At 35.9% G+C, this 21,332-nt stretch carries 21 protein-coding genes and 1 pseudogene; 16 read left to right on the forward strand and 6 right to left on the reverse strand.

Annotation, left to right across the window (positions count from 1 at the left end; translation table 11 throughout):
• Positions 1-2 precede the first annotated feature (2 nt).
• The 6 genes from EGI05_RS01225 to EGI05_RS01250 all read left to right on the forward strand — a co-directional run bounded on the left by EGI05_RS01225 (position 3) and on the right by EGI05_RS01250 (position 5,693).
• A complete protein-coding gene (locus tag EGI05_RS01225) occupies positions 3-635 on the forward strand; it encodes a TetR/AcrR family transcriptional regulator (protein WP_123261257.1) in 633 nt (210 codons plus the stop codon).
• Positions 636-728: 93 nt separating this feature from the next.
• Positions 729-1,811, forward strand: coding sequence for a DNA polymerase III subunit gamma/tau (gene dnaX / locus EGI05_RS01230; protein WP_123261258.1), 1,083 nt, complete (start codon positions 729-731; stop codon positions 1,809-1,811).
• 278 nt (positions 1,812-2,089) lie between these two features.
• Complete coding sequence (locus EGI05_RS01235) at positions 2,090-2,425, forward strand: hypothetical protein (protein ID WP_123261259.1); 336 nt, start codon at positions 2,090-2,092, stop codon at positions 2,423-2,425.
• 401 nt (positions 2,426-2,826) lie between these two features.
• On the forward strand, positions 2,827-3,906 hold the full coding sequence (locus EGI05_RS01240) for a chorismate mutase (protein WP_123261260.1): 1,080 nt from the start codon (positions 2,827-2,829) through the stop codon (positions 3,904-3,906).
• 119 nt (positions 3,907-4,025) lie between these two features.
• Positions 4,026-4,952 carry a ribosome small subunit-dependent GTPase A gene (gene rsgA / locus EGI05_RS01245; protein WP_123261261.1) on the forward strand — a complete coding sequence of 309 codons (927 nt, stop codon included), beginning with the start codon at positions 4,026-4,028 and terminating at the stop codon, positions 4,950-4,952.
• 324 nt (positions 4,953-5,276) lie between these two features.
• On the forward strand, positions 5,277-5,693 hold the full coding sequence (locus EGI05_RS01250) for a nucleoside-diphosphate kinase (protein WP_123261262.1): 417 nt from the start codon (positions 5,277-5,279) through the stop codon (positions 5,691-5,693).
• Positions 5,694-5,803: 110 nt separating this feature from the next.
• Here EGI05_RS01250 and EGI05_RS01255 read toward each other — a convergent pair.
• Positions 5,804-7,632, reverse strand: a pseudogene (locus EGI05_RS01255) (alpha-L-fucosidase).
• A gap of 109 nt (positions 7,633-7,741) precedes the next feature.
• On the opposite strand from EGI05_RS01255, the gene chrI reads away from it, so the two are divergent.
• Positions 7,742-8,251, forward strand: a complete 510-nt coding sequence (gene chrI / locus EGI05_RS01260; protein WP_123261263.1) for a chryseobasin maturation helper ChrI — start codon at positions 7,742-7,744, stop codon at positions 8,249-8,251.
• A gap of 204 nt (positions 8,252-8,455) precedes the next feature.
• Here chrI and rpe read toward each other — a convergent pair whose 3' ends face one another.
• Together rpe and chrP are read right to left on the reverse strand one after the other, a co-directional pair.
• Complete coding sequence (rpe, locus tag EGI05_RS01265; RefSeq protein WP_123261264.1) at positions 8,456-9,106, reverse strand: ribulose-phosphate 3-epimerase; 651 nt, start codon at positions 9,104-9,106, stop codon at positions 8,456-8,458.
• Positions 9,107-9,216: 110 nt separating this feature from the next.
• Positions 9,217-10,290, reverse strand: a complete 1,074-nt coding sequence (gene chrP / locus EGI05_RS01270) for a chryseobasin maturation metalloprotease ChrP (RefSeq protein WP_123261265.1) — start codon at positions 10,288-10,290, stop codon at positions 9,217-9,219.
• Positions 10,291-10,341: 51 nt separating this feature from the next.
• Between chrP and EGI05_RS01275 the strand changes: the two genes are divergently transcribed.
• Positions 10,342-11,049 (forward strand): DUF4294 domain-containing protein, encoded by a 708-nt coding sequence (locus tag EGI05_RS01275; protein WP_123261266.1) that lies wholly within the window; start codon positions 10,342-10,344, stop codon positions 11,047-11,049.
• A gap of 33 nt (positions 11,050-11,082) precedes the next feature.
• Here the strand turns inward: EGI05_RS01275 and EGI05_RS01280 are convergent, their stop codons facing one another.
• Both EGI05_RS01280 and mnmD read right to left on the reverse strand, forming a co-directional pair.
• Positions 11,083-11,499, reverse strand: a complete 417-nt coding sequence (locus tag EGI05_RS01280) for an NUDIX domain-containing protein (RefSeq protein WP_123261267.1) — start codon at positions 11,497-11,499, stop codon at positions 11,083-11,085.
• Between the two features lie 134 nt (positions 11,500-11,633).
• On the reverse strand, positions 11,634-12,308 hold the full coding sequence (gene mnmD / locus EGI05_RS01285; protein ID WP_123261268.1) for a tRNA (5-methylaminomethyl-2-thiouridine)(34)-methyltransferase MnmD: 675 nt from the start codon (positions 12,306-12,308) through the stop codon (positions 11,634-11,636).
• An 85-nt stretch (positions 12,309-12,393) separates the two neighbouring features.
• On the opposite strand from mnmD, the gene EGI05_RS01290 reads away from it, so the two are divergent.
• The 8 genes from EGI05_RS01290 to EGI05_RS01325 all read left to right on the forward strand — a co-directional run bounded on the left by EGI05_RS01290 (position 12,394) and on the right by EGI05_RS01325 (position 19,494).
• Positions 12,394-13,467, forward strand: a complete 1,074-nt coding sequence (locus EGI05_RS01290) for a branched-chain amino acid aminotransferase (protein WP_123261269.1) — start codon at positions 12,394-12,396, stop codon at positions 13,465-13,467.
• A gap of 300 nt (positions 13,468-13,767) precedes the next feature.
• Positions 13,768-14,280 (forward strand): FKBP-type peptidyl-prolyl cis-trans isomerase, encoded by a 513-nt coding sequence (locus tag EGI05_RS01295; protein ID WP_123261270.1) that lies wholly within the window; start codon positions 13,768-13,770, stop codon positions 14,278-14,280.
• Positions 14,281-14,358: 78 nt separating this feature from the next.
• The gene (locus EGI05_RS01300; protein WP_228428573.1) at positions 14,359-15,396 is read left to right on the forward strand and encodes a peptidylprolyl isomerase; all 1,038 of its coding nucleotides are present in this window, start codon (positions 14,359-14,361) and stop codon (positions 15,394-15,396) included.
• A gap of 127 nt (positions 15,397-15,523) precedes the next feature.
• Positions 15,524-16,585, forward strand: a complete 1,062-nt coding sequence (locus tag EGI05_RS01305) for a phosphoribosyltransferase-like protein (RefSeq protein ID WP_123261271.1) — start codon at positions 15,524-15,526, stop codon at positions 16,583-16,585.
• A 9-nt stretch (positions 16,586-16,594) separates the two neighbouring features.
• Complete coding sequence (locus tag EGI05_RS01310; RefSeq protein WP_123261272.1) at positions 16,595-17,170, forward strand: NADAR family protein; 576 nt, start codon at positions 16,595-16,597, stop codon at positions 17,168-17,170.
• A 52-nt stretch (positions 17,171-17,222) separates the two neighbouring features.
• Complete coding sequence (locus EGI05_RS01315) at positions 17,223-18,386, forward strand: aspartyl protease family protein (protein WP_123261273.1); 1,164 nt, start codon at positions 17,223-17,225, stop codon at positions 18,384-18,386.
• Positions 18,387-18,458: 72 nt separating this feature from the next.
• Positions 18,459-19,022: a hypothetical protein gene (locus EGI05_RS01320; RefSeq protein ID WP_123261274.1), complete on the forward strand. Its 564-nt coding sequence runs from the start codon at positions 18,459-18,461 to the stop codon at positions 19,020-19,022.
• A 37-nt stretch (positions 19,023-19,059) separates the two neighbouring features.
• Positions 19,060-19,494: a hypothetical protein gene (locus EGI05_RS01325; RefSeq protein WP_123261275.1), complete on the forward strand. Its 435-nt coding sequence runs from the start codon at positions 19,060-19,062 to the stop codon at positions 19,492-19,494.
• A 479-nt stretch (positions 19,495-19,973) separates the two neighbouring features.
• Here the strand turns inward: EGI05_RS01325 and EGI05_RS01330 are convergent, their stop codons facing one another.
• Positions 19,974-21,332: a M20/M25/M40 family metallo-hydrolase gene (locus EGI05_RS01330; RefSeq protein WP_123261276.1), complete on the reverse strand. Its 1,359-nt coding sequence runs from the start codon at positions 21,330-21,332 to the stop codon at positions 19,974-19,976.

The raw sequence follows: 21,332 nt of genomic DNA on the forward strand, positions 1-21,332 counted from the left end.
TTATGCCTAGAAAAGTAGTGCAAGGTCCTATTAGGGACAAAGAGAAGACAAAACAAAAACTGCTTGCAGCAGTGGGTAAAATCCTGAGAGTAAAAGGCTACTCAGGATTAAAAGTAAGTAAGATTGCGGCTGTAGCCGGTTTTGATAAAAAACTGATCTACGAGTATTTCGGCAGTACAGACAAACTTATTGATGAATATATTAAGTCTCAGGATTACTGGAGTAAGTTTAATCCGAATGTAGAAGAGGAAAAAGTAACAACAATAGGTAAAGAAGTTCTTACTCAGGGAATATTGATGCAATTTGAAAGTTTGAAGAAAAATAAAGAACTTCAAAAAATTATTCTTTGGGAGCTTTCCGAAAGCAAGCCTATACTTAAAAAATTAGTACAGCAAAGAGAAGATGTAGGAGCTGAACTATTTGCCGTTACAGATCCGATTTTTGGGGAAAATGCCAAAAGATTTAGAGCCATCTTAGCTTTGATTGTATCAGGAACTTATTATCTGAATCTATATCCGGCATATAACGCCAATGAATTTTGCGGGCTTGATATGAAAACGGATGAAGGCCGATCTGAAATTGAAAAAGCGATTGTTGATATCGTAGATTTTGCATATCAGAAAGCGGAAAAGTAATTAATAGTTTTCGGGTTTAACCAAAAATGATTTTGTTGATAATTTGAAGACTTTTGGCTTTCAAATTAGAACTATATTTCTTACTTTTGGCCAATGGAAAATTTTATAGTATCTGCAAGGAAATACCGTCCACAAGAGTTTGAAACTGTTGTTGGGCAATCTCACATTACGGATACTTTAGAGCATGCGATTGGGGAAAACCAGCTGGCTCAGGCCTTACTGTTTTGTGGGCCTCGTGGAGTGGGGAAGACAACCTGTGCCCGTATCCTGGCGAGAAAAATCAATGAAAAAGATGGCTCCGTTTCAGAAGACGGATTTGCATACAATATCTATGAACTGGATGCCGCATCCAACAACTCAGTGGATGATATCCGTGAGCTAATAGATCAGGTTCGTTTTGCACCTCAGGTGGGTAAATATAAAGTATATATCATCGATGAGGTTCATATGTTGTCTTCTGCTGCTTTCAACGCTTTTCTTAAGACGTTGGAGGAGCCGCCCGCACATGCTATTTTCATCCTGGCAACTACAGAAAAGCATAAGATCATTCCAACAATTTTATCACGTTGTCAGATCTATGATTTCAAAAGGATTACTATTGAAGATATTCAGGGGCATTTAAGAAAAATTGCTCAGCAGGAATCTATTCAGTATGAAGATGATGCTTTATACCTGATTGCTCAAAAAGCAGACGGTGCTTTGAGGGATGCTCTTTCCATATTCGACAGGCTTTCTACATTCTCCCAGAAAAATATTACCCTTGCAAAAGCAGCAGAGGTTCTCAATATTCTGGACTATGACCAATACTTGAATATTGTAGATCTCGCTAAAGAAAATAAAATTCCGGAAGTGCTTTTTGCTTTTAATGAAATTGTGAAAAGAGGTTTTGATCCGCATATATTCATTGCAGGACTAGGAAATCATTTCAGAGATCTGATGATGGCTCAGAATGCTTCTACCATAGATTTAATTGAAGTAGGTGAAAAAACAAAAACAAAATTTGTTGAGCAAGGACAAAAATGGACTGCACAACAACTGATCGACGCCATAGAAATCTGTAATTATGCCGATATTAACTATAAAAACTCTAAGAATCCTAGACTGACTGTTGAAATTGCATTGATGCAATTGGCTTCTTTGACCGCTGGTTTGGATTCTAAAAAAAAAAATTCATAATATTAGCACCATTTCTTCATGAAAAAATTGAGGTAAAGCCTGTAAGCCAACCGCAAAAAATTGAAGAAAAAGTTGAAAAGATTGAAAGCGTTGATAATAATATTCCCCAGGAAATTGTTATTAAAAAGGCTTCAAAACCTTTATCCAGACAAACGGTTTCTTCAGGTTTCAGCATTCATTCCTTCTTAAATAAAGAAGAAAAAGAGGAAGAAGAAGAATCTCATGCTGTAAAAACAGAAAATCTTCCGCAAAATCACTTTACCGAAACCGACCTGCAAATGGAATGGAATTTGTTATTGAAACAGCTCCAGTCTAAAGATCCATTTGTATTTAACGCGATCAAAGCATTTAAACTGGTTAAAACAGATGAAAATGCGATCAGGGTTTTATATCCTTCGGACTCCGCTAAGGTGGAATTTGATAAAATAAGTGGAGAATTTTTTAATCATTTCAAAAGGAAAGTTCATAACTATGCTATTGAAGTGGAATATAAGAAAGACCACGAAAATCTTAAGATTGAAGTCGTTACCAAAAAGAAAGTTTTTGAAAAATTTGTGGATAAAAATCCATTACTCAAAGATTTGGACGATTTATTACGGTTTGATTTGACATAAATTGTCTATATTTGTCAAATCATTTTGTAAAAAGAACTTTTACAAAGCATAAAAAAAATATTTAAAAAAGTTAAAAACTACACAGAATCAGATATTTATAAAAGTGGAAAAATTATTTATCCCATATCTGTCTTTTCGTAAAGCTGCTTATTTCGTAAGCGGTTATTTTAGCTTTTCTACTATCTATTATAGAAATTTCAGAAACTATTACCGATTTTATTGGTATTGTTAACTGAATTTCTTTCACAAAAAATACAGGTATTCTAAGAGCTCTCTTAATTTCCTGAACCCATTAAAATTTTAACGGCATTTTTTGAAAGGAATTATAAAGTAAATTTTATAATGAACGAACTATTGGTGTAATTTTAAAAAGAAATAAGAATATTAACAAAAATAAAAAGATGAATTTAAAAGATTTGAAGAATGAGTGGATCAACGAGTTTTCGCAGCCACTGATGATTGCAGGACCTTGTAGCGCGGAAAGTGAAGCTCAGATGCTGGAAACTGCCAGAAGGATAAAGGAAACTCAGGCGCAGGTACCTATTTTCCGTGCTGGAATATGGAAACCACGTACAAAGCCGAATGGTTTTGAAGGAGTAGGAGTGATAGGCTTGAATTGGCTTAAAAAAGTGAAAGAAGAATATGGTTTCAAAACAGCAACGGAAGTTGCCAATGCACACCACGTTTTTGCAGCGCTTGAAGCTGATGTAGATATTCTTTGGATTGGAGCCCGTTCTACGGTAAATCCTTTTACCGTTCAGGAAATTGCCATGGCTTTAAGAGGAACCAATAAACCTGTACTGGTTAAAAACCCTGTAAATCCGGATCTTGCTTTATGGATCGGGGCCCTGGAAAGACTTTTAGGACAGGATATTAAAAACTTAGGAGTTATTCACAGAGGATTTTCAACCTACCAGAAAACAAAATACAGAAATAACCCGAACTGGCAGATCGCTTTGGATTTCAAAAGCCAGTTCCCGAATATTCCAATGCTGATAGACCCTTCCCACATTTGTGGAAACAGAACAGGGTTGGCCGATGTTACCCAGGAAGCCATGAACGTAGGTTATCAGGGAGCTATTATTGAATCTCACTCAAATCCTGATGAAGCTTGGAGTGATGCTTCACAGCAAATTACTCCGGAGGTTCTGGCTGAACTGATCGGTAATTTAAAAGTGAGAAATTCAGGATTGGCGGGATTTGATGAAGCGATGGGAAGACACAGGACTTTAATTTCAGACATCGACTTCCAACTGATTGAACTTCTTTCTCAAAGGATGAAAATCTCTGAAAAAATTGGTAAACTGAAAAAAGAAAATGACATTGCTATTTTCCAGCCGGAACGTTGGAAAGTGATTACGGAATATGCCGTTCAGAAGGCAAAAGAAACCGGAATGTCACAAGAGTTTATTGAAAAGGTATTCAAGGCGATCCACGAAGAATCTATTGAAGTACAGAATAATATTATGATAGACAGGTAATAGATTGTAGGTATTAAAAGTTAGGGCTTAGATTTCAGGCCTAGGAAAATGAATAAACATCATTTCTCGACCTCTGAAACCTAAGCCCTAATTCCTTATATTTGCATCCAGTAATCAATATGAAAGGAAAAATCATTAAATCTACGGGAAGCTGGTATCAGGTTTTAGACTTGGAAACAAACAAGATTTTCGAGGCCAGAATCCGCGGCAAGTTTAAGCTGATTAAAACCAGGCTCACCAATCCGCTTGCTGTAGGAGATTTTGTGGAATTTCAACTTGAACAGGATGATATTGCATGGATCACTAAGATTGAACCACGCAAAAATTACCTGATCAGGAAATCCGTTAACCTTTCAAAAGAGGCACACATCATTGCTTCCAATATTGATTTGGCATGTTTTATCTTTACTTTGAAACATCCGGAGACTTCTTTAGGTTTCCTTGACAGATTTCTGGCATGCTGTGAAGCCTACAATATACAGCCTTTGATTTTATTCAATAAAATGGATGTGTTGGATGCCGAAGAAATAGAAGCGGTAAAAGATATTGAATTCCTTTATCAGGAAATAGGGTACAATACCATGCAGATCTCCTCCTATTCCAAACTTAATCTTGAAGCTCTTCAGGAGCTGTTGAAAGATAAAACATCAGTGTTTTTCGGACACTCAGGATGTGGAAAATCTACTTTGGTGAATGCACTTCAGCCGGGGCTGAATTTAAAAACCTCTGAAATTTCAGATACTCATTTGAAAGGAAAGCATACCACCACTTTTGCCCAGATGCACTTTTGGGACTTCGGCGGAAACGTTATTGATACTCCCGGAGTTCGTGAGTTTGCTATGATCGATATTGAGAAAGAAGAGGTCCAACATTATTTTCCTGAGATCTTCAAAAAGAGGGAAGAATGTAAATTTCACAACTGTCTCCACATCAATGAGCCTAAATGTGCCGTTATTGATGCTCTTGAGACCGGAGAGATTCAAATTTCCAGATATTCTACCTATATCAAATTGATGGAAGAGGCGGAAGAAATTTCTCAAAAATAAATTCAATTAATATTAATGATTTGTAATATATCTCTGTTTTTTATTTAAACAGAGAGTGCTTTTTATTTAAATAATTCACCATTTTCAAGTTTAGGGTTAATTTTTGGGGATGCCGATCAATAAAAAACCCAGCCGAAGCTGGGTAAAAACTAATAACCATGAAAACTCAAATTAAACATGAGAATCGCAATAGAATAAACAATTACTGTGCCAAAAATTAGTTCACACTTTCTTAATAAAAGTTATTTTTATGTTAAAAAAACTTTAAAATTAAACTAAAGAATATTTTTTGTAATTTTGCGCCATTAAAAATTTAAAATATTTATGTCTAACATTACATTTACTATGATCAAGCCGGACGCTGTTGCCGACGGACATATTGGAGCTATATTAGGAAAGATTGCAGAAGCTGGATTTAAAATCAAAGCATTGAAGCTTACTCAGCTGACTGTTGCTGATGCTAAAAAATTCTATGAAGTACATTCAGAAAGACCATTCTATGGAGAATTAGTAGAATTTATGAGCTCTGGACCAATCGTAGCTGCAATTTTAGAAAAAGAAAATGCTGTTGAAAGTTTCAGAACGTTAATCGGTTCTACTAACCCTGCTGAAGCTGCTGAAGGAACTATCAGAAAAATGTTTGCAAGAAGCATCGGAGAAAACGCAGTTCATGGTTCAGATTCTGATGAGAATGCATTAATCGAAGCTCAATTCCATTTTTCAGGAAGAGAGATTTTCTAATCAATCAACAATTATTTCAACATAAAAATCCAGAGAATTTCTCTGGATTTTGTTATTTAAGACATTGTGTCACAATAAATAGCGCTGTCATTCTGTCTCACCGGAAACCGTTACAAATTGCTTTCAATGGCACTCACATTTTCACGGTAGAGCTCTACAGGCTTTTCCAATAAAACAGCAATCACGGTCATATTTTTGTCTAATCTCTCCTTAGGAATGTCTATATAAATAATTCCGGGAGTCTGGCTCCAATATAATTTATTGTATGTTTTATGACTGATGATAGAGCCTTCACCGGCAATACGTATTCTCGCAATGCCATTTTTAATACCTTTTAAAGCAATAGGTCCGGTTGGAGTTCCTTCTACAAAAAGATAAATCGTTTGTTGATCTTTAGAAAGAGCAGATAACCCGGAATAATGCCCTTCAGGCAATCCTTTTCCGGTTTCAAACAAAGCTTCTGAATGTTTGCTGATCCATTGCAGTGTTTCAGGATTTGTCTTTTTGGTCTGAATTTTCATATCCATGCCATCATAGGTTAATCCGGAGCTATTGAATATATTATTTCCGGCATATAATTCCCGCGCTATATTATAAACCGCCAATTTTGAATTTTTATCCTCTAATAATTCCGGTAAAGAGTGTTTTTCTTTAGAGATATCTTTTGAGAATACAAGCGGATCGTTGAACTGTAGCTGCACTACGGTAACATCCTGATCAAAATTTACTTTGGATAAATTAAGATTGACTGTTCCATTGTTCCATTCAAAATATACTTTAGAGTTATGATCTCCGACAATTTTTGCGGAAACAGGTTGGGTTATTAATCCATAGATCTTGTCAAAATCTTTTGCCTCTTCCAGATAGAGAAATAAAGATTTCTTATTTCCCGAAAGGGAAGATTTTCCTTTGTAATTTTCAAACGGCAAGCCTTTTCGGGTGCCATAAATAGCTTCCGAATTCTTTGAGGTCCATCTTCCGAGATTTTTCAGGATTTCCACTTGTTCTTCTGGAAGTGTGCCATCCGATTTTGGACCGATGTCCAGTAGCAGATTTCCACCCATGCTGATTACATCTGCTAATGTTCTTACCAGCATATTCGGTGTTTTATAATTTTTATCAAAAGGTTGATAGCCCCACGAATCATTCATGGTATAACACAATTCCCAGGATTTGCTTTGCGGGGGAACTACCGGAATCCCCTGTTCAGGAGTTTCATAATCTCCAGCCTGGAATTAACAATGATGTCGGAATTGAATTTCTTCAAATTTTCCAGTGTTTTTGCGGCTTGCCATTCTTCAGAAGTGTGTTCCCAATCTCCATCAAACCATAATAGATCCGGTTGATATTGGCTGGAAAGCTCATTAAGCTGGGTTTGATAATACGTCACGAAATTCTGCCAGCGTTGAGGATCATCTTTAATCTCATACCTTTTTTGGGTTCTGGTATTAATGTCATAATAAGGATGGCTCCAATCCGGAAGAGAGTAGTAAAGCCCTGTTTTCAATCCTGACTTTTTAAGCTCCTGAACAAAAGGTGTTAAAACATCTTTGTGAGCAGAAGAATTTACCGGTATTGTTGTGGCTTTTTCCGCTTTAGAATTCCAAAGAGAAACACCATCGTGATGCTTTGTAGTGATCACTGCATACTTAGCCCCGGAATTTTTAATAAGTTTTACCCATTCTGCTGGTTGATACTGAGAAGCGGTAAAACCATTGAGCTGCTTCATATAATTATCATGATTGATATAATTATTGAAAAAGGCCCAGGATTCGGAGATACCATCCACAGAATAAATCCCCCAATGAATAAAAATACCAAGTTTGGCATCATTGAACCATTCCATTTTTTTTGAAACTGTTGGTTGTGTCTGAGCATGAACAGAATGGGCAGCTAAACTAAAGCTTAATAAAAGTATATTGGTGAGTCGGGTTCTCATTTCTCCTTTTTACGGCTAAAATAAGGAAAGTGGAGTAAATTACTAAGGGTAAAAGATTCAATCTTATTTATTAGTAATTTTAAGAAATCAATCATCCTAAAATAGAACTATGAAAATGACAACAACACTTCTTATCATTACGGCAACTCTTACAGCGCTCATTGGTGGACTTTTTTATGCCTATTCGTGCTCTGTTATCTTGGGATTGGGCAAATTATCGGATGCAGAATATTTGAAAGCCATGCAGTCCATCAACCGCGAGATCCTGAATCCTGTGTTTTTTATGAGCTTTATGGGAACTGCAGTTTTGCTTCCCATTACAACATTTATGTTGAGAGGGCAAAATCCGGCATTTTTATTTCTTTTATTGGCAACACTTGCTTACCTGATTGGTGTTTTTGGGGTTACTATGGCCGGAAATGTACCGCTTAATAATCAATTGGACCAGTTTGATATTGTGAATTCCTCCACGGAAGCAATTAAAAAAATGCGTGATGGTTTTGAAAACAGATGGAATTTTCTCAATCACATCAGAAGCGTCTGTTCGATAGTAAGTATTGTTCTCGTTATTTGTGCCTGTATAGGATATAAATTCCGGGATATTTCCACCGGATTGTGAAAATTCAGTAAAAATACGTAGTGAGATTCCGTGTTTTTACGGATGTCTTGTATTGGTTTTATGCTGATCTTTACACCAGCATTAGACAAAAAGGAAATTTAAGCATTAAGTCTCCAAAAACTAATAACCATCAACGCTCAAATTTCAGAAAGAAGAAAGGCAGCTTTTTATAAGCTGCCTTTAATTTTATGGTAAAGAAAAGTTTTAAATTTTTAAAAGCTCAATGGTTCTCTCCGGGCTTTCGGAAGAAAATACTGCATTTCCTGCCACTAAAACATCTGCTCCTGCTTCAAACAATTTGGAAGCATTGTCAAGATTTACTCCGCCATCCACTTCAATAAGTGCTGTAGAGTTGTTGCTTAAGATAAGATCTTTGGTTTCTGCGATCTTTTTATAGGTGTTTTCAATGAACTTCTGTCCGCCAAATCCTGGGTTAACGCTCATCAATAATACCAAATCCACATCTGCGATAATATCTTCCAACATTAAAACCGGTGTGGAAGGGTTTAAAACAACTCCTGCTTTCGCTCCTTTGCTCTGGATATGATGAATGGTTCTGTGAAGGTGAGTACAGGCTTCATAATGCACGGAAACAAGATCTGCTCCGTGATCAATGAATTCATCTACATATTTTTCAGGCTCTACGATCATCAAATGTACATCTACAAATTTCTTCGCGTGTTGCTGCACTGTTTTCATCACCGGAAAGCCAAAAGAAATGTTAGGAACAAATCTTCCGTCCATCACATCAATGTGGAACCAGTCTGCCTGCGAGTTGTTCAGCATTTCAATATCTCTTTGCAGATTCCCAAAGTCTGCAGATAAAAGGGAAGGAGCAATAAGCTTCGTTTTCATTTTTACTTTTTATACTTTATATTAATTTAGAGGCAAGAGAAAAGAACAAAGAAAAAAGACAGTTTTTTATATTGATAACATCTTTATTCTTTGTTCTTGCTTCTTATTTCTTAATGATATTTCAGTTTCATTTCCGGTTGTATTTTCAAAACGGTTTCATAGATGAGCTTGATTACGTTTCCTACGTCTTCTTTAGCCACCATTTCCACCGTTGTATGCATATAGCGCAAAGGTAAGGAAATTAATGCACTTGGAACTCCGCCATTGGAAAGGGCAAAAGCATCCGTGTCAGTTCCTGTTGTTCTGCTTGATGCTGCTCTTTGATAAGGGATCTTTTTCACTTTTGCCGTATCGATGATCAATTCCCTGATGACATGGTGAACGGTTGGTGCAAAGAAAATTACCGGACCTGCACCACATTTCTGATCACCCTCTTTTTTCTTTTCGATCATGGGAGTAGTGGTGTCATGGGTTACGTCTGTAACGATGGCGATATTAGGTTTGATATTATCAGCAATCATATCGGCACCATATAAACCGACTTCTTCCTGTACGGAATTGGTAATATATAATCCGAAAGGAAGTGTTTTTTTATTTTCTTTCAAAAGTCTTGCGACTTCCGCGATCATAAACCCTCCGATTCTATTGTCTAATGCTCTGCAAACAAAATAGCGGTCGTTCAGTTCGAAGAATTCATCAGGATAGGTGATCATACAGCCTACATAAATTCCCAGGTCTTCCACTTCTTTTTTGGTAGTGGCTCCACAATCGATGAAAATATTTTCAATTTTAGGCGTTGGTTCATTCTGGTTGGTTCTCGTATGAATCGCCGGCCATCCGAATACTCCTTTTACTATTCCTTTTTCTCCATGAATATGAACCACTTTTGAAGGAGCAATTGTCTGATCGGAACCTCCGTTTCGGATCACATAGATCAGTCCATCATCGGTAATATAGTTCACATACCATGAAATTTCATCCGCATGAGCTTCAATCACCACTTTGAATTCAGCTTCCGGATTGATGATCCCATAGCAGGTTCCGTAATGGTCTATTTCTATCTTATCCACGTAAGGACGGATGTAATCCATCCATACTTCCTGCCCATTGCGCTCGTAACCTGTTGGAGATGATGTGTTTAAATATTTCTCTAAAAATTTTAAAGATTTCTTTTCAAATTTCATAAAAAGGAATGATTTTTGCGTTTAATTTTTGTTCTAATACGCGTAAAAATAATGAATTTTAGTAAGATTATTTGCCTTTTTCTTTTCTTTTTCGGCGTGTGTGCTTTCGGGCAAAAAGACTCAACTATTACAGTAAAGTCATTGAGCCAGTACCCACCGGAAGAATTAAGAGTAGATGAATTCGGGAATAAGTATTATTATGATGAAAGGCAAAAAGCCAAAATCTATGAAATAAACGGTGAAGTAGTCATTGTATTGGATGAGCTTGTATTGGTGAACAAGCCTAAGTTTAATAATCAGCTGGACAGAAACTATTACTATTTCCTAAATAAAAAATTATACAGGGTATATCCTTTATTTCTGACTGCTTTGCAGCAATACAGAGATATTCAGAAAGAAATGACTGATATGGATAGTAAGGTAAGGAGAAAGTACGTAAGAGACCGACAAAATATCCTTGCGGATCAATATGAAAAACAGTTAAGAGATCTTACTACAACGGAAGGACAGGTTTTTGCCAAGCTGATGAACAGAGCTACAGGAAAAAACGTGTATGAGATCATCAAAGAGATGAGAGGCGGATGGAGCGCTTTCTGGTGGAATGTAAAAGGAAAAATGGCGGATATCGATATTAAGGATCAGTATAACCCGCATAAGAACAGAACGGATGAGTTCCTGGAATCTCTTCTTCAGTCCAACTGGAATTCCGGGTATTTACAGCCTTATCCCGGGGCAAGCGATTTCAAAGTAGCAAAATAATAAACTGCATAAAAGAAAAATTCCTGTAAGTCTTTACAGGAATTTTTCTTTTAATTTATCGAATACAATTTGATCTATTGGCAATGGGAACGGATTATCCGGCCGGCTGATGTCGATCCATTCCGTTTTTTCAATGCATGGATCAAGAATAAGGAAATCTTCTTCGTTCACAATATTCACAATATAATATATGGTAAGTAGCTGCTCATTTTCCCTGAAGCGAGAAACCAGAAAATCTTCCTGTGTATATAAATGTTCTACAACGTCTATTTTTACATTCAGCTCTTCATCAAATTCACGGTGAAGGCAGTCGATCAGCCCTTCTCCGAATTCCAATCCGCCTCCGGGAAACTTCATTAACGGTTCACCTGCATATTCTTCAAATAAGGTAAGGACTTTCTGGTCCTTTACAGCACAAGCATAAACTCTGATGTTGATCTTGTCTATCATATATTATATTTTGTATAGCTAAAATAAGGAAATTTTTAAAGTTATAAGTGAAGAGTTATAAGTTTAAAACTATAAATCACGATAGCGGAATTAGATATTTTTAGATCACTCATAATTTATCATTTATAATTTCTTTAAAGCTTTATGGCATTGATCATTTCTCTTTTTCCCGGAGGTCCTTGTTTCTTTTCCACTTTGAAATTAAGCTCCTCAAGAATTCTTCTTACGCTTCCTTTAGAAGAATAGGTGGTTAATAATCCGTTCACACTCATTTTATCGGAAACCATTTCAAAAAGCGGTTTTTCCCAAAGATCAGGCTGAACCCTTGCTCCAAAACAGTCATAATAGACGAGGTTGATACTAGGTAAGTCAATGTCTTTCAGGTCAAAGAAGTCGCATTGAATCTTTTTCAGGCGAAAGCCTTTAATAATTTCAACAGATTTTTCCCAATCTGACTGATGAATTTTTTGATAAATATTTTTGAATTCAGGGTTACCAAAAAGTTCAAAATAGGCTAAATCTTCGATTTCGGATTCATTTATGGGATATTTTTCCAGAGAAAAATAGTTGATAACATGATTTTTGTCAGTTTTTAAATATTCATTAATTGTTACTAAAACATTCAAACCTGTTCCAAAACCGAGTTCTAAAATATTAATTTCGCAATCATTTATTAAATTTAGTCCATTTTTGATAAACACGTGTTCGGCTTCCTGTAAAGCTCCGTGATGAGAATGGTAGTTTTCATTTAATTCATTGATAAACAATGTTTTACTACCGTCATTAGTGGTCTTAATTTCTCTTTTCAAGCTATTTTTTTGTCAAATTTACTCCAAAATTTTTATATTTAGAAAATTATGTTAAATTTGTAGAACATCGTAAAAAATTTTAGAAATGATAATTCAAAAAACCGAGAAATCCAGAATTTCTACATTCGACCCTAATAATTTTTCGTTCGGAAATACTTTTATCGATCATATGATCATCTGTGAGTACGAAAACGGAAAATGGGGTGAAGTAAAATTAGTGCCTTATGGACCTTTAGCATTTACGCCTGCGATGATGGGAGTAAACTACGGGCAAGCTTGTTTTGAAGGAATGAAAGCTTATAAAGATAAGGACGGACAGGTTTTTCTTTTCAGGCCTGAAAAGAATTTTGAACGTATCAACAAATCAGCGAAGCGTCTGGCAATGCCGGAAGTAACGGAAGAGATGTTTTTAGACGGTTTAAAAGCATTGGTAGATATAGACAGAGACTGGATCCCTTACGGAGAAGGAATGTCTTTATATATAAGACCATTAATTTTCGCAACGGAAGAGGCATTGAAAGCAAGAGTAGCAGATAAATATATGTTTGCGATTGTGGCAACGCCTGCAAAAAGCTATTATAGCGCACCGGTTTCCGTAAAGATCTCAGATCACTATTCAAGAGCGGCTAATGGTGGTGTAGGTTCTGCTAAAGCAGCAGGAAACTATGCAGCGTCTTTCTATCCGACTCAATTGGCGATCGAAGAAGGATATGACCAAATTATCTGGACGGATGACTCTACTCATGAATATTTTGAGGAAAGTGGGACTATGAATGTTTTCGTGAGAATCAACGATACGATTTATACGCCGCCTACATCTGAGAAAATCCTTGATGGAGTTACCAGAGACAGTTTTATTCAATTGGCTAAGAGAAGAGGGTTTGAAGTAAAAGTAGAGCCTATTAAAGTAACAGATGTGATAGAAGCTCAGAAAAACGGAACTTTGAAAGAAGTTTGGGGAGTAGGAACCGCTGTGGTAACTACTGTTTTCGAAGCATTAGGATATAAAGGCCAAAAACTGGAACTGCCTAGACTTTCCGATGAAGAAAGCTATGCAACGATCCTTAAAAATGATTTGGTAAACTTACAGAACAATCTTTCTGAAGATCCTTTCGGATGGAGAGTATTAGTGGAAAAGAATGTTCTTGAAACTGTTTAATTGTTAGACCAATATTTATATTTGAAGCCGGGAATTTTCCTGGCTTTTTTATTTCTGTTCAATACAAGATTATCATGTAAAGGTTAAAGATTTAAGACAGCAAAGTAATAGTCAATTTCACTGACTTTAATAAACGAACTTCATCCAGCTTTGCTGCTTTCTTTGCTATCTTGAATAAAATACTGACATACAGAAAACTTTGCGTTTAATATAAAAGCAATTTTTATTAAAAAGTTTTATTTCAATATCTTCATCAAGTTTTGTAATTGATTCCCGAAATGTGTATTTTCGCAAAAGTTTATGAAAAAATTAGTCTTCATATCGGTATTGGGATTGTTGAGCTGCAACAGAAACACGCAGACTCCGCATCCTCCTGTAGGTGGTGTTTTGAGCCAGAATGACCTTGATGTTTCCAAGGAAAGGATGAAGAATCTTAACGGATTGGAGAGAAAGCACATCCAGGAATGGATCAACACTCAGTCTGTAAAATATTATCCTACACAGCTTAATTATTGGGTGAACACCGAGAACTTTGACAGAAGGGAAAGAAGGCAGGACAATACGTTCATCTCTTATTCTTATGAGCTGTATGACTTTGACCAAACCAAGATCTACGACCAGCCGATTGAAAGAAGGGATGCGAGATTCGGACACTTTGATGAATTGAAAGCAGTAGAAAATGCATTGCGTTTTATCCAGGATGGAGAGGAAGTGACCCTTTTAGTGCCATCTTCTTTAGCTTACGGAACGTATGGAGACGAAAAGAAAATAGATAACGATATACCATTGATCATAAAATTAAAAGCGCTATAAATGAGATTGTTTAACAAGAATATAATTCTGGCAGCGGCAAGTATCTCGCTGATGAGTTGTACACCAATTTATAAAAAAATGAACGTAGACAAAGAAACTTACGAAGGTCTTAATGACGGACTTTATGCGAATCTTCAGACAACGAAAGGGAATATGATCGTGAAGTTTGAGGACAAGAAATCACCGGTAACTGTAGCGAACTTCATCGGTCTTGCAGAAGGAAAGATTGATAACAAAGCTAAGGCGAAAGGAGTTCCTTTCTATGACGGAACCATTTTCCACAGAGTGATCAAAGATTTTATGATCCAGGGAGGTGATCCTCAGGGAACAGGAATGGGAGATCCTGGGTATAAGTTCGAAGATGAGAAAAACGATCTTAAACATACTGGAAAAGGAGTTTTATCTATGGCGAATTCAGGGCCTAACTCTAACGGTTCTCAGTTCTTCATCACAGAAGTTCCTACGCCTTGGTTAGACGGAAGACACACGATCTTCGGTAAAGTGGTAAAAGGAGAGGAAGTAATCGATGCGATTGCGAACGTAGAAAAAGGAGCTCAGGATAAGCCTAAAACTGATGTTGTTTTACAGAAAGTATCTGTATTCAGCAAAGGTGATGAGTATAAAAACTACGATGCTGCTAAAACCTTCAACGAAGGAAAAGCTAAAATAGCAGAAAACAATAAAGCATACGCAGCGAAAGAAGAAGCTGAAAGAAAGAAAAAAGAGGAGGAATTCAAAGCCAACCAATTGAAAATGGTTGAGGATTTAAAAGCAGGAATGCAGAAAACAGAGTCCGGACTTTACTATAAAATTACGAAAACCACTTCCGGAAAAGCTCCTAAAGCTGGTGACAATGTATCTGTACACTATGCAGGAAAATTAGTAGACGGAACAGAGTTCGATTCTTCTTTCAAGAGAAATGAGCCTATCGATATTCCTATCGGAATGGGAAGAGTGATCAAAGGATGGGATGAAGGAATCCTGTTATTAAAAGAAGGAGAAACAGCAACCTTATTGATCCCGCCTGCAATGGCTTACGGTGAAAGAGGAGCAGGTGGTGTTATTCCGCCAAACGCCTGGTTAGTTTTCGATGTGGAGCTTGTGAAAGTGAAGTAATTGAAATTGAAAATATTGGAAAGCCACCTGTGAAGGTGGCTTTTTTTGTTGAAAATTCCGTAGAAATACGGTTTTCCGTAAGGTGGTGGAAGTGTATATTCATAAATTTCAAATTAATATTTTATAAATGAAGGATACTCTTATAAATAAAATAGTTGAAATTATCAAGGATTATAGAAGTGAGGATTTGAAAGATTCCAATTATAACTATACAATAGATTATGATCATGTTCTTAAATGGATTTTACAATTCAATGAGGATGATAGAGAATTTATATTATCTGAATTGTTACATCTTTTACCATTTAGCTATTTGACAAAAGAAAATACTTTAAGAATTTTAAGTGATTTTGAAGTTTATACAAATTATTTAAATTATAAAACTGTACAAGATTTTTTGAGTGAAACTAAATTTTTAGATTGTCAAGAATCTGGGAAAAGTCAAAAAATTTTAAATGGAATGATAAATGAAGCACTACAATTAAAATATAATTATAATATAAATGATTGTGGAAATAGACAAGTTAAAAATTGGTTTTATGTTGATGATGTACTTGCTTCTGGTAAAACATTCAAGGATGATATAATTAATGGTATTAAAGACTATGGAATCGATAAATTTAAAGCTGAAAATATTCAGATTATTGCCCCATTTATAATTCTACATCAGTGGGGCAGAAATAATGTTTTATTTTCAATTGAAAAAGAAATAGGAATAAAACTCAAATCAAACTTACATTTCTTTCATGTAAGAATGATTGAAAATAATCCGCATATTAATTATTTTAATAAAAGTCCAAAATTTAATCATGTCTATCCCAAAGAATCTGAGTTTGGATATGAAGTTTTAGAATTTGTAGAAAACTCTTGTGGAATCAGTTACGAAATGAAGAATTCCAATTTTGCCTTTAGAAATTTAAGTTTTCCTGTTGAAGAAAATTTTTTTTCAAACTCTGTTAATAGGATTAGATATGAAAATATTTTATTGGAGAAAGGCTTTGAAATAATGAATAGAATTGAAACAATTAGAGTTCCTAGTTTAAGACCGTTAGGTATGACACCGCCATCATATAAAACACTAGGGACAGGAAGTCATATAATTACATGGAGAAATATTTCAAATACTTGCCCACTTGTATTTTGGTGGGATGCTAATGATTGGTACCCTTTATTTGCGAGAAAACATTAATTTTACTTTGTGAAATATAGTATAAGAAAATATCATAAAAATGAATGTATAACATTCAAAAGCACTAAAAATAAGTTAGGAGAGTTATCTAATATGGCTCCTAATTTTCCTTTAATGATAAATGATATTTCTATTAAATACTCTGAAGTTCTTTATCAATCTATGAGATTTACAGAATATCCATATATCCAGCAAAAAATTATAGAATCATATAACCCGATGATAGCAAAAAAAATCAGTAGACATTATGATAACTATACAAGAAGTGATTGGGATTTTATGAGATTTAAAGTAATGAAGTTTTGTATAGAATTGAAATTATTTCAGAATTATAATAGGTTTTCAAAAGTTTTACTTTCCACTGGAAATCTTCCTATTGTTGAATATACACAAAATGATAAGGTTTGGGGGGCAATTTTAGAGGGCGATTATTACATAGGTACAAATGCTTTGGGAAGATTATTGATGGAATTGCGAGAGAAAGTTAAAACTAATTCATTTGAGTTTCAAGTCCCCGCTTTGATTACAAATGATTTCAAATTAATTGGTGAAAAAATAACATTAAATTCAATAGTTTCGAATTAATTATATAAGTTTTTAATTAATTAAAAAACCTATTTTAGCATAAAATAATCCAATGAAGAAGATTCTACACTTATTTTTTGCTTTTTGCGTAATTCATACATCGGCACAGGGGAAAAGGTTTTTTGAAAGCGGTGAAGCACAGCTCAAAAATCCGGTTGAGAAAATCAATTTACAATATGCGAATAATCTGCCTTTTGTAAAGGTGAGCATTAACGGGAAACCGTATAATTTCTTATTCGATTCAGGAGCTCCAACCGTGATTTCCAATGCCATTTATACAGAATTGGGCCTGGAAAAAAAGCATAGAAGTAAAGTAAAAGATTCTCAAAAAAACAAGCAGGAACAGATCTTTACCCAGCTTCCGGAAATGACCATTGACAATGTGGTTTTCCACAATATAGGAGCGATAGTGATTGATTTGAATAATTCCGAGTTAGGATGCTTCAAGATTGATGGAATCATAGGAGCCAATCAAATGGCGAAGCTGTTCTGGAGAGTCAATTATTCTCAAAATTCACTGGAAGCGACAAAAGACCTGTCTCAATTTGATATCAGCGGATATGAAACGGTAATTCCATTTGATTTTAAGGACCAGAAAACCCCTATTGTGGAAACGAAAATCGGAGGGCAGAAAGTAGATCTTACTTTTGACACCGGATTTACGGGGAGAATCAGGGTTACAGGAAACTACTACGATCCGAAATCCTTCGGCAAAAGTATTGATACCTATGGCGTGAATGCAGTAGGTGCTTACGGAACGGGAAAGCCTGAAACCAACCATATTTTCAAAACCGATCAGCTTCCGTTAGGAAATGCCAATTTTATCCATGAATTGGTGATGACGGGAAATTCCAATATTATCGGGAATGAGTTTTTTCAGAATTTTATATTCGTTATGGACTGGAAAAACAATAAAATCTATATGAAGGGCATCAAGGATCCATCCGCTAAAATGGAATCTTTCGGGTTTGGGTACCGTTTTATAGAAGGAAATGCAGAGGTTTCTTATATTTTCAAGGAAGACAATTTGCCGGTTCAGATTGGGGATTCTATTGTCAGCATCAATAATGTGACACTGGAAAACCTGGATAAGGAAACGGCATGTCATTATTTTATCAATAGGGTGGAGAAGGATTCGGAAACCATTGATATGAAAATAAAAAGAAACGGTAAGATACTAGATGTCAAGCTTACCAAGAAAGAATATCTGAAATAAGTAACTAAATCTAACCAGTCAACAATTTCATAGAGTTTAATATATTTGTGTTCAACTAATAACCTACACTCTATGATCAAGAAAAATTGCGTTTTCTTTGCGCTGATGCTTTGTGCATCCTTATTTTCCCAAGTGCGTATTGCCATTCATGAACACCGGGATTATGATGAAGAACAGCTTAAAAAGCTGGAGCAGGTTAAAACTCTTATGGAAAATATCATCAATTCGGAAGAATTTAAGAATGAGATTTTAGCCATGAAGGTATCCGAAGATAACAACCCGGATCATCTTACCAACCAGCAGATTTATGACATCATCATGAAAGCGGATGAAGTGGCATATCCTAATTCACCTTATGTTATTGATCTTAACTTAAGGATGAAACCTATTCCTTTTTACAAGCCTTTTACTTCAGTTGTAGGGTACACTTATCCAGGCATTAATTATATTGTGACCTACCGTGGAAAGTTCAATGATTGTGAACTGTATGATCTGGTATCTCATTATACTCATGAATGGACCCACAAATTAGGATTCGGACATGAAGATAAGAAGACATGGGATTTTTCCGTGCCGTATCTTGTAGATGACATTGTAGAAAAGCTTGGTAGGAAGAGGGTTAACGGAAACCAATGATTTTAATTTCTTATCTTTAATCCACTATAGATACACTATGAAAAAAATACTGGTTTTATTGGGACTTATTTTTTGTGTTTTAGGAAATGCACAGCAAAAGGAAACTCCAAAAGATTTTATAGCGTTAACAGGAACATGGAAAACAGAAGTGGATGGAAGTCCGCTGACCTTACAGATTAAAGAAGTGGCGAAAGCTTTTCAGTTTTCTCTTATCAATGTCAATAAGGAAGAGTTTATTATTCAGGAAAGTGAGATTTCTTCACCTGCTCCCTCTGAATATGCAGTCCAGGTTAAAAAGGCTCATTTTGTACAATATAAAGACTGCTCCATAAAAAATGCAAAAATTCGTTTGAAGAAACTGGAGGATAATAAGATTTCGTTCAGCTATAGTTCAGATGAAACGGACTGCTCCTTTGGAAGCGACACCGGAATGGATATTTCGGATATTGAAGATCTGATATTCACGAAATAATAAAAAGCCATTCCGTAAAAGAATGGCTTTTTTTAAAATAATATTAATACGTGTTGTTATGAGTCTTATGAAGAGGACATCAAGATCCAATGAATGAATCCACATCATCGGGCAAGTAAACGAATGTTAACCTGCCCGGTTAGTGATGCGGTTGGAAAAATTAAGGGAACTAACTTTTCCATCATTTGTGTCTGATTACTTTTTAACCACTTTTATGCCAAGAATTTTTTTCTTTTTTTTCGAATCTGAAAAGCTGAAATGTAAAAAAAACTGTTTTTTGAATCTGGATTTGAATTATTTAAATCTACACTTTCGAATTATGTTATATTTATTCATAAAATTTATGAACTTGTTGAATATAAGTAGATTAAAGAAGCTTGGATTTTTTTTGAAATATCGAAATAGTTCTATAATGCAATCGATTAAATTCTATGCAAAATAACTCGGGACCGCCTTGAAAAGGCGGTCCCGAGTTGATATTACCAATTTTTATCGATCATATAAATCAGCTGCGTCATGACGGCAGCACCGAGGAGAAGTTCTCTTCGGTTTACTTTTTCAAAGGTGTCCTCTTCTGTGTGGTGAATATCAAAATATCTTTGTGGGTCAGGAACCAGTTCTGCGGTAGGAACACCCATATCGCGAAGCGGATAAATATCTGCTCCGGAATATCTTCCTTCAAAATTATAAACGCCATAAGGAAGGAACAGATTCCCCCAGCTTATAATCTGGTTTCTTTGGGGTTCATTCATTTCTAAGGAAATTCCTCTCGGTGAAAAACCTCCCGCATCAGATTCTATGGCGAAAAGATGTTTTTCATTGCTTTCTTTTACTGTTTTTCCATATTGTAATCCACCTTTAAGGCCGTTTTCTTCGTTGGCAAAACAAACGACCCTGATCGTATGATTGTTTTTTATTCCTAACTTTTTGAATGTTCTCAAAACTTCAATACTCTGAACAATTCCGGCCCCGTCATCATGCGCACCTTCACCCACATCCCAGGAATCCAAATGTCCGCCAACAACAATGACGCTTTTATCTTTTTTGCCGGTAATTTCACCGATCACGGAGTGGGAAAGCTTTTCACCCTTCATTCCACAGTTGGAATTCAGCTTGGCTGTAACTTTCTGATTGTTCAAAAGCTTTTCAAGCTCATCCGCAGTTGTATTTCCAATCGCAACAGCAGGAACTTTGGGCACATCATCATCATATTTCATGGCACCCGTATGAGGAACATCATCAAATGCAGAAGATAAGGAGCGGATGATGGCGAATTTGCCTCCCTTCTTTGCCGTTAAGGAAGCTGCAGTTCTTCTATACACTCCGGCATCACGGTATCCCAGGAAAGTCTGTACATACCCCTGATTGAAAGGGTGATTAAAGAAAACGATCTTTCCTTTCACTTTTTCGGCAGGAAGCTGATCATATTCTTCCAAAGATTTCACCATGATGATCTCTCCGGAAACATCTTTTCCTCCTGTTCCTTCAGAATTTCCAAGAGAAAGCATTTTCAGGCTTTTCCATTTTCCGTTGGAAGTCTGGATGTGAAGAGATTCTTTCCCTCTTTCCCAGACCGGGATCATCACTTCCTGAAGCCATACCTTATCGGCTCCGGCATCACGAAGCTTCTGTGCCGCCCATTGAACGGATTTTTCATACGCCGCGGAACCGCTCAGGCGATGACCTATATTTTTAGTTAAATCTTTAAGTTCCGTATATCCTTTTCCGTTATTGAGAATCTCTAACGAAATTTGGCTGAACTGTATTGAATCTTCTTTAGCCTGGCCAAACACAGCCATACTGAGAAGCAAGAATGAAGTACCTAATAACTTTTTCAT

It is taken from the genome of Chryseobacterium daecheongense, assembly GCF_003729955.1.
GTDB lineage: Bacteria > Bacteroidota > Bacteroidia > Flavobacteriales > Weeksellaceae > Chryseobacterium > Chryseobacterium daecheongense.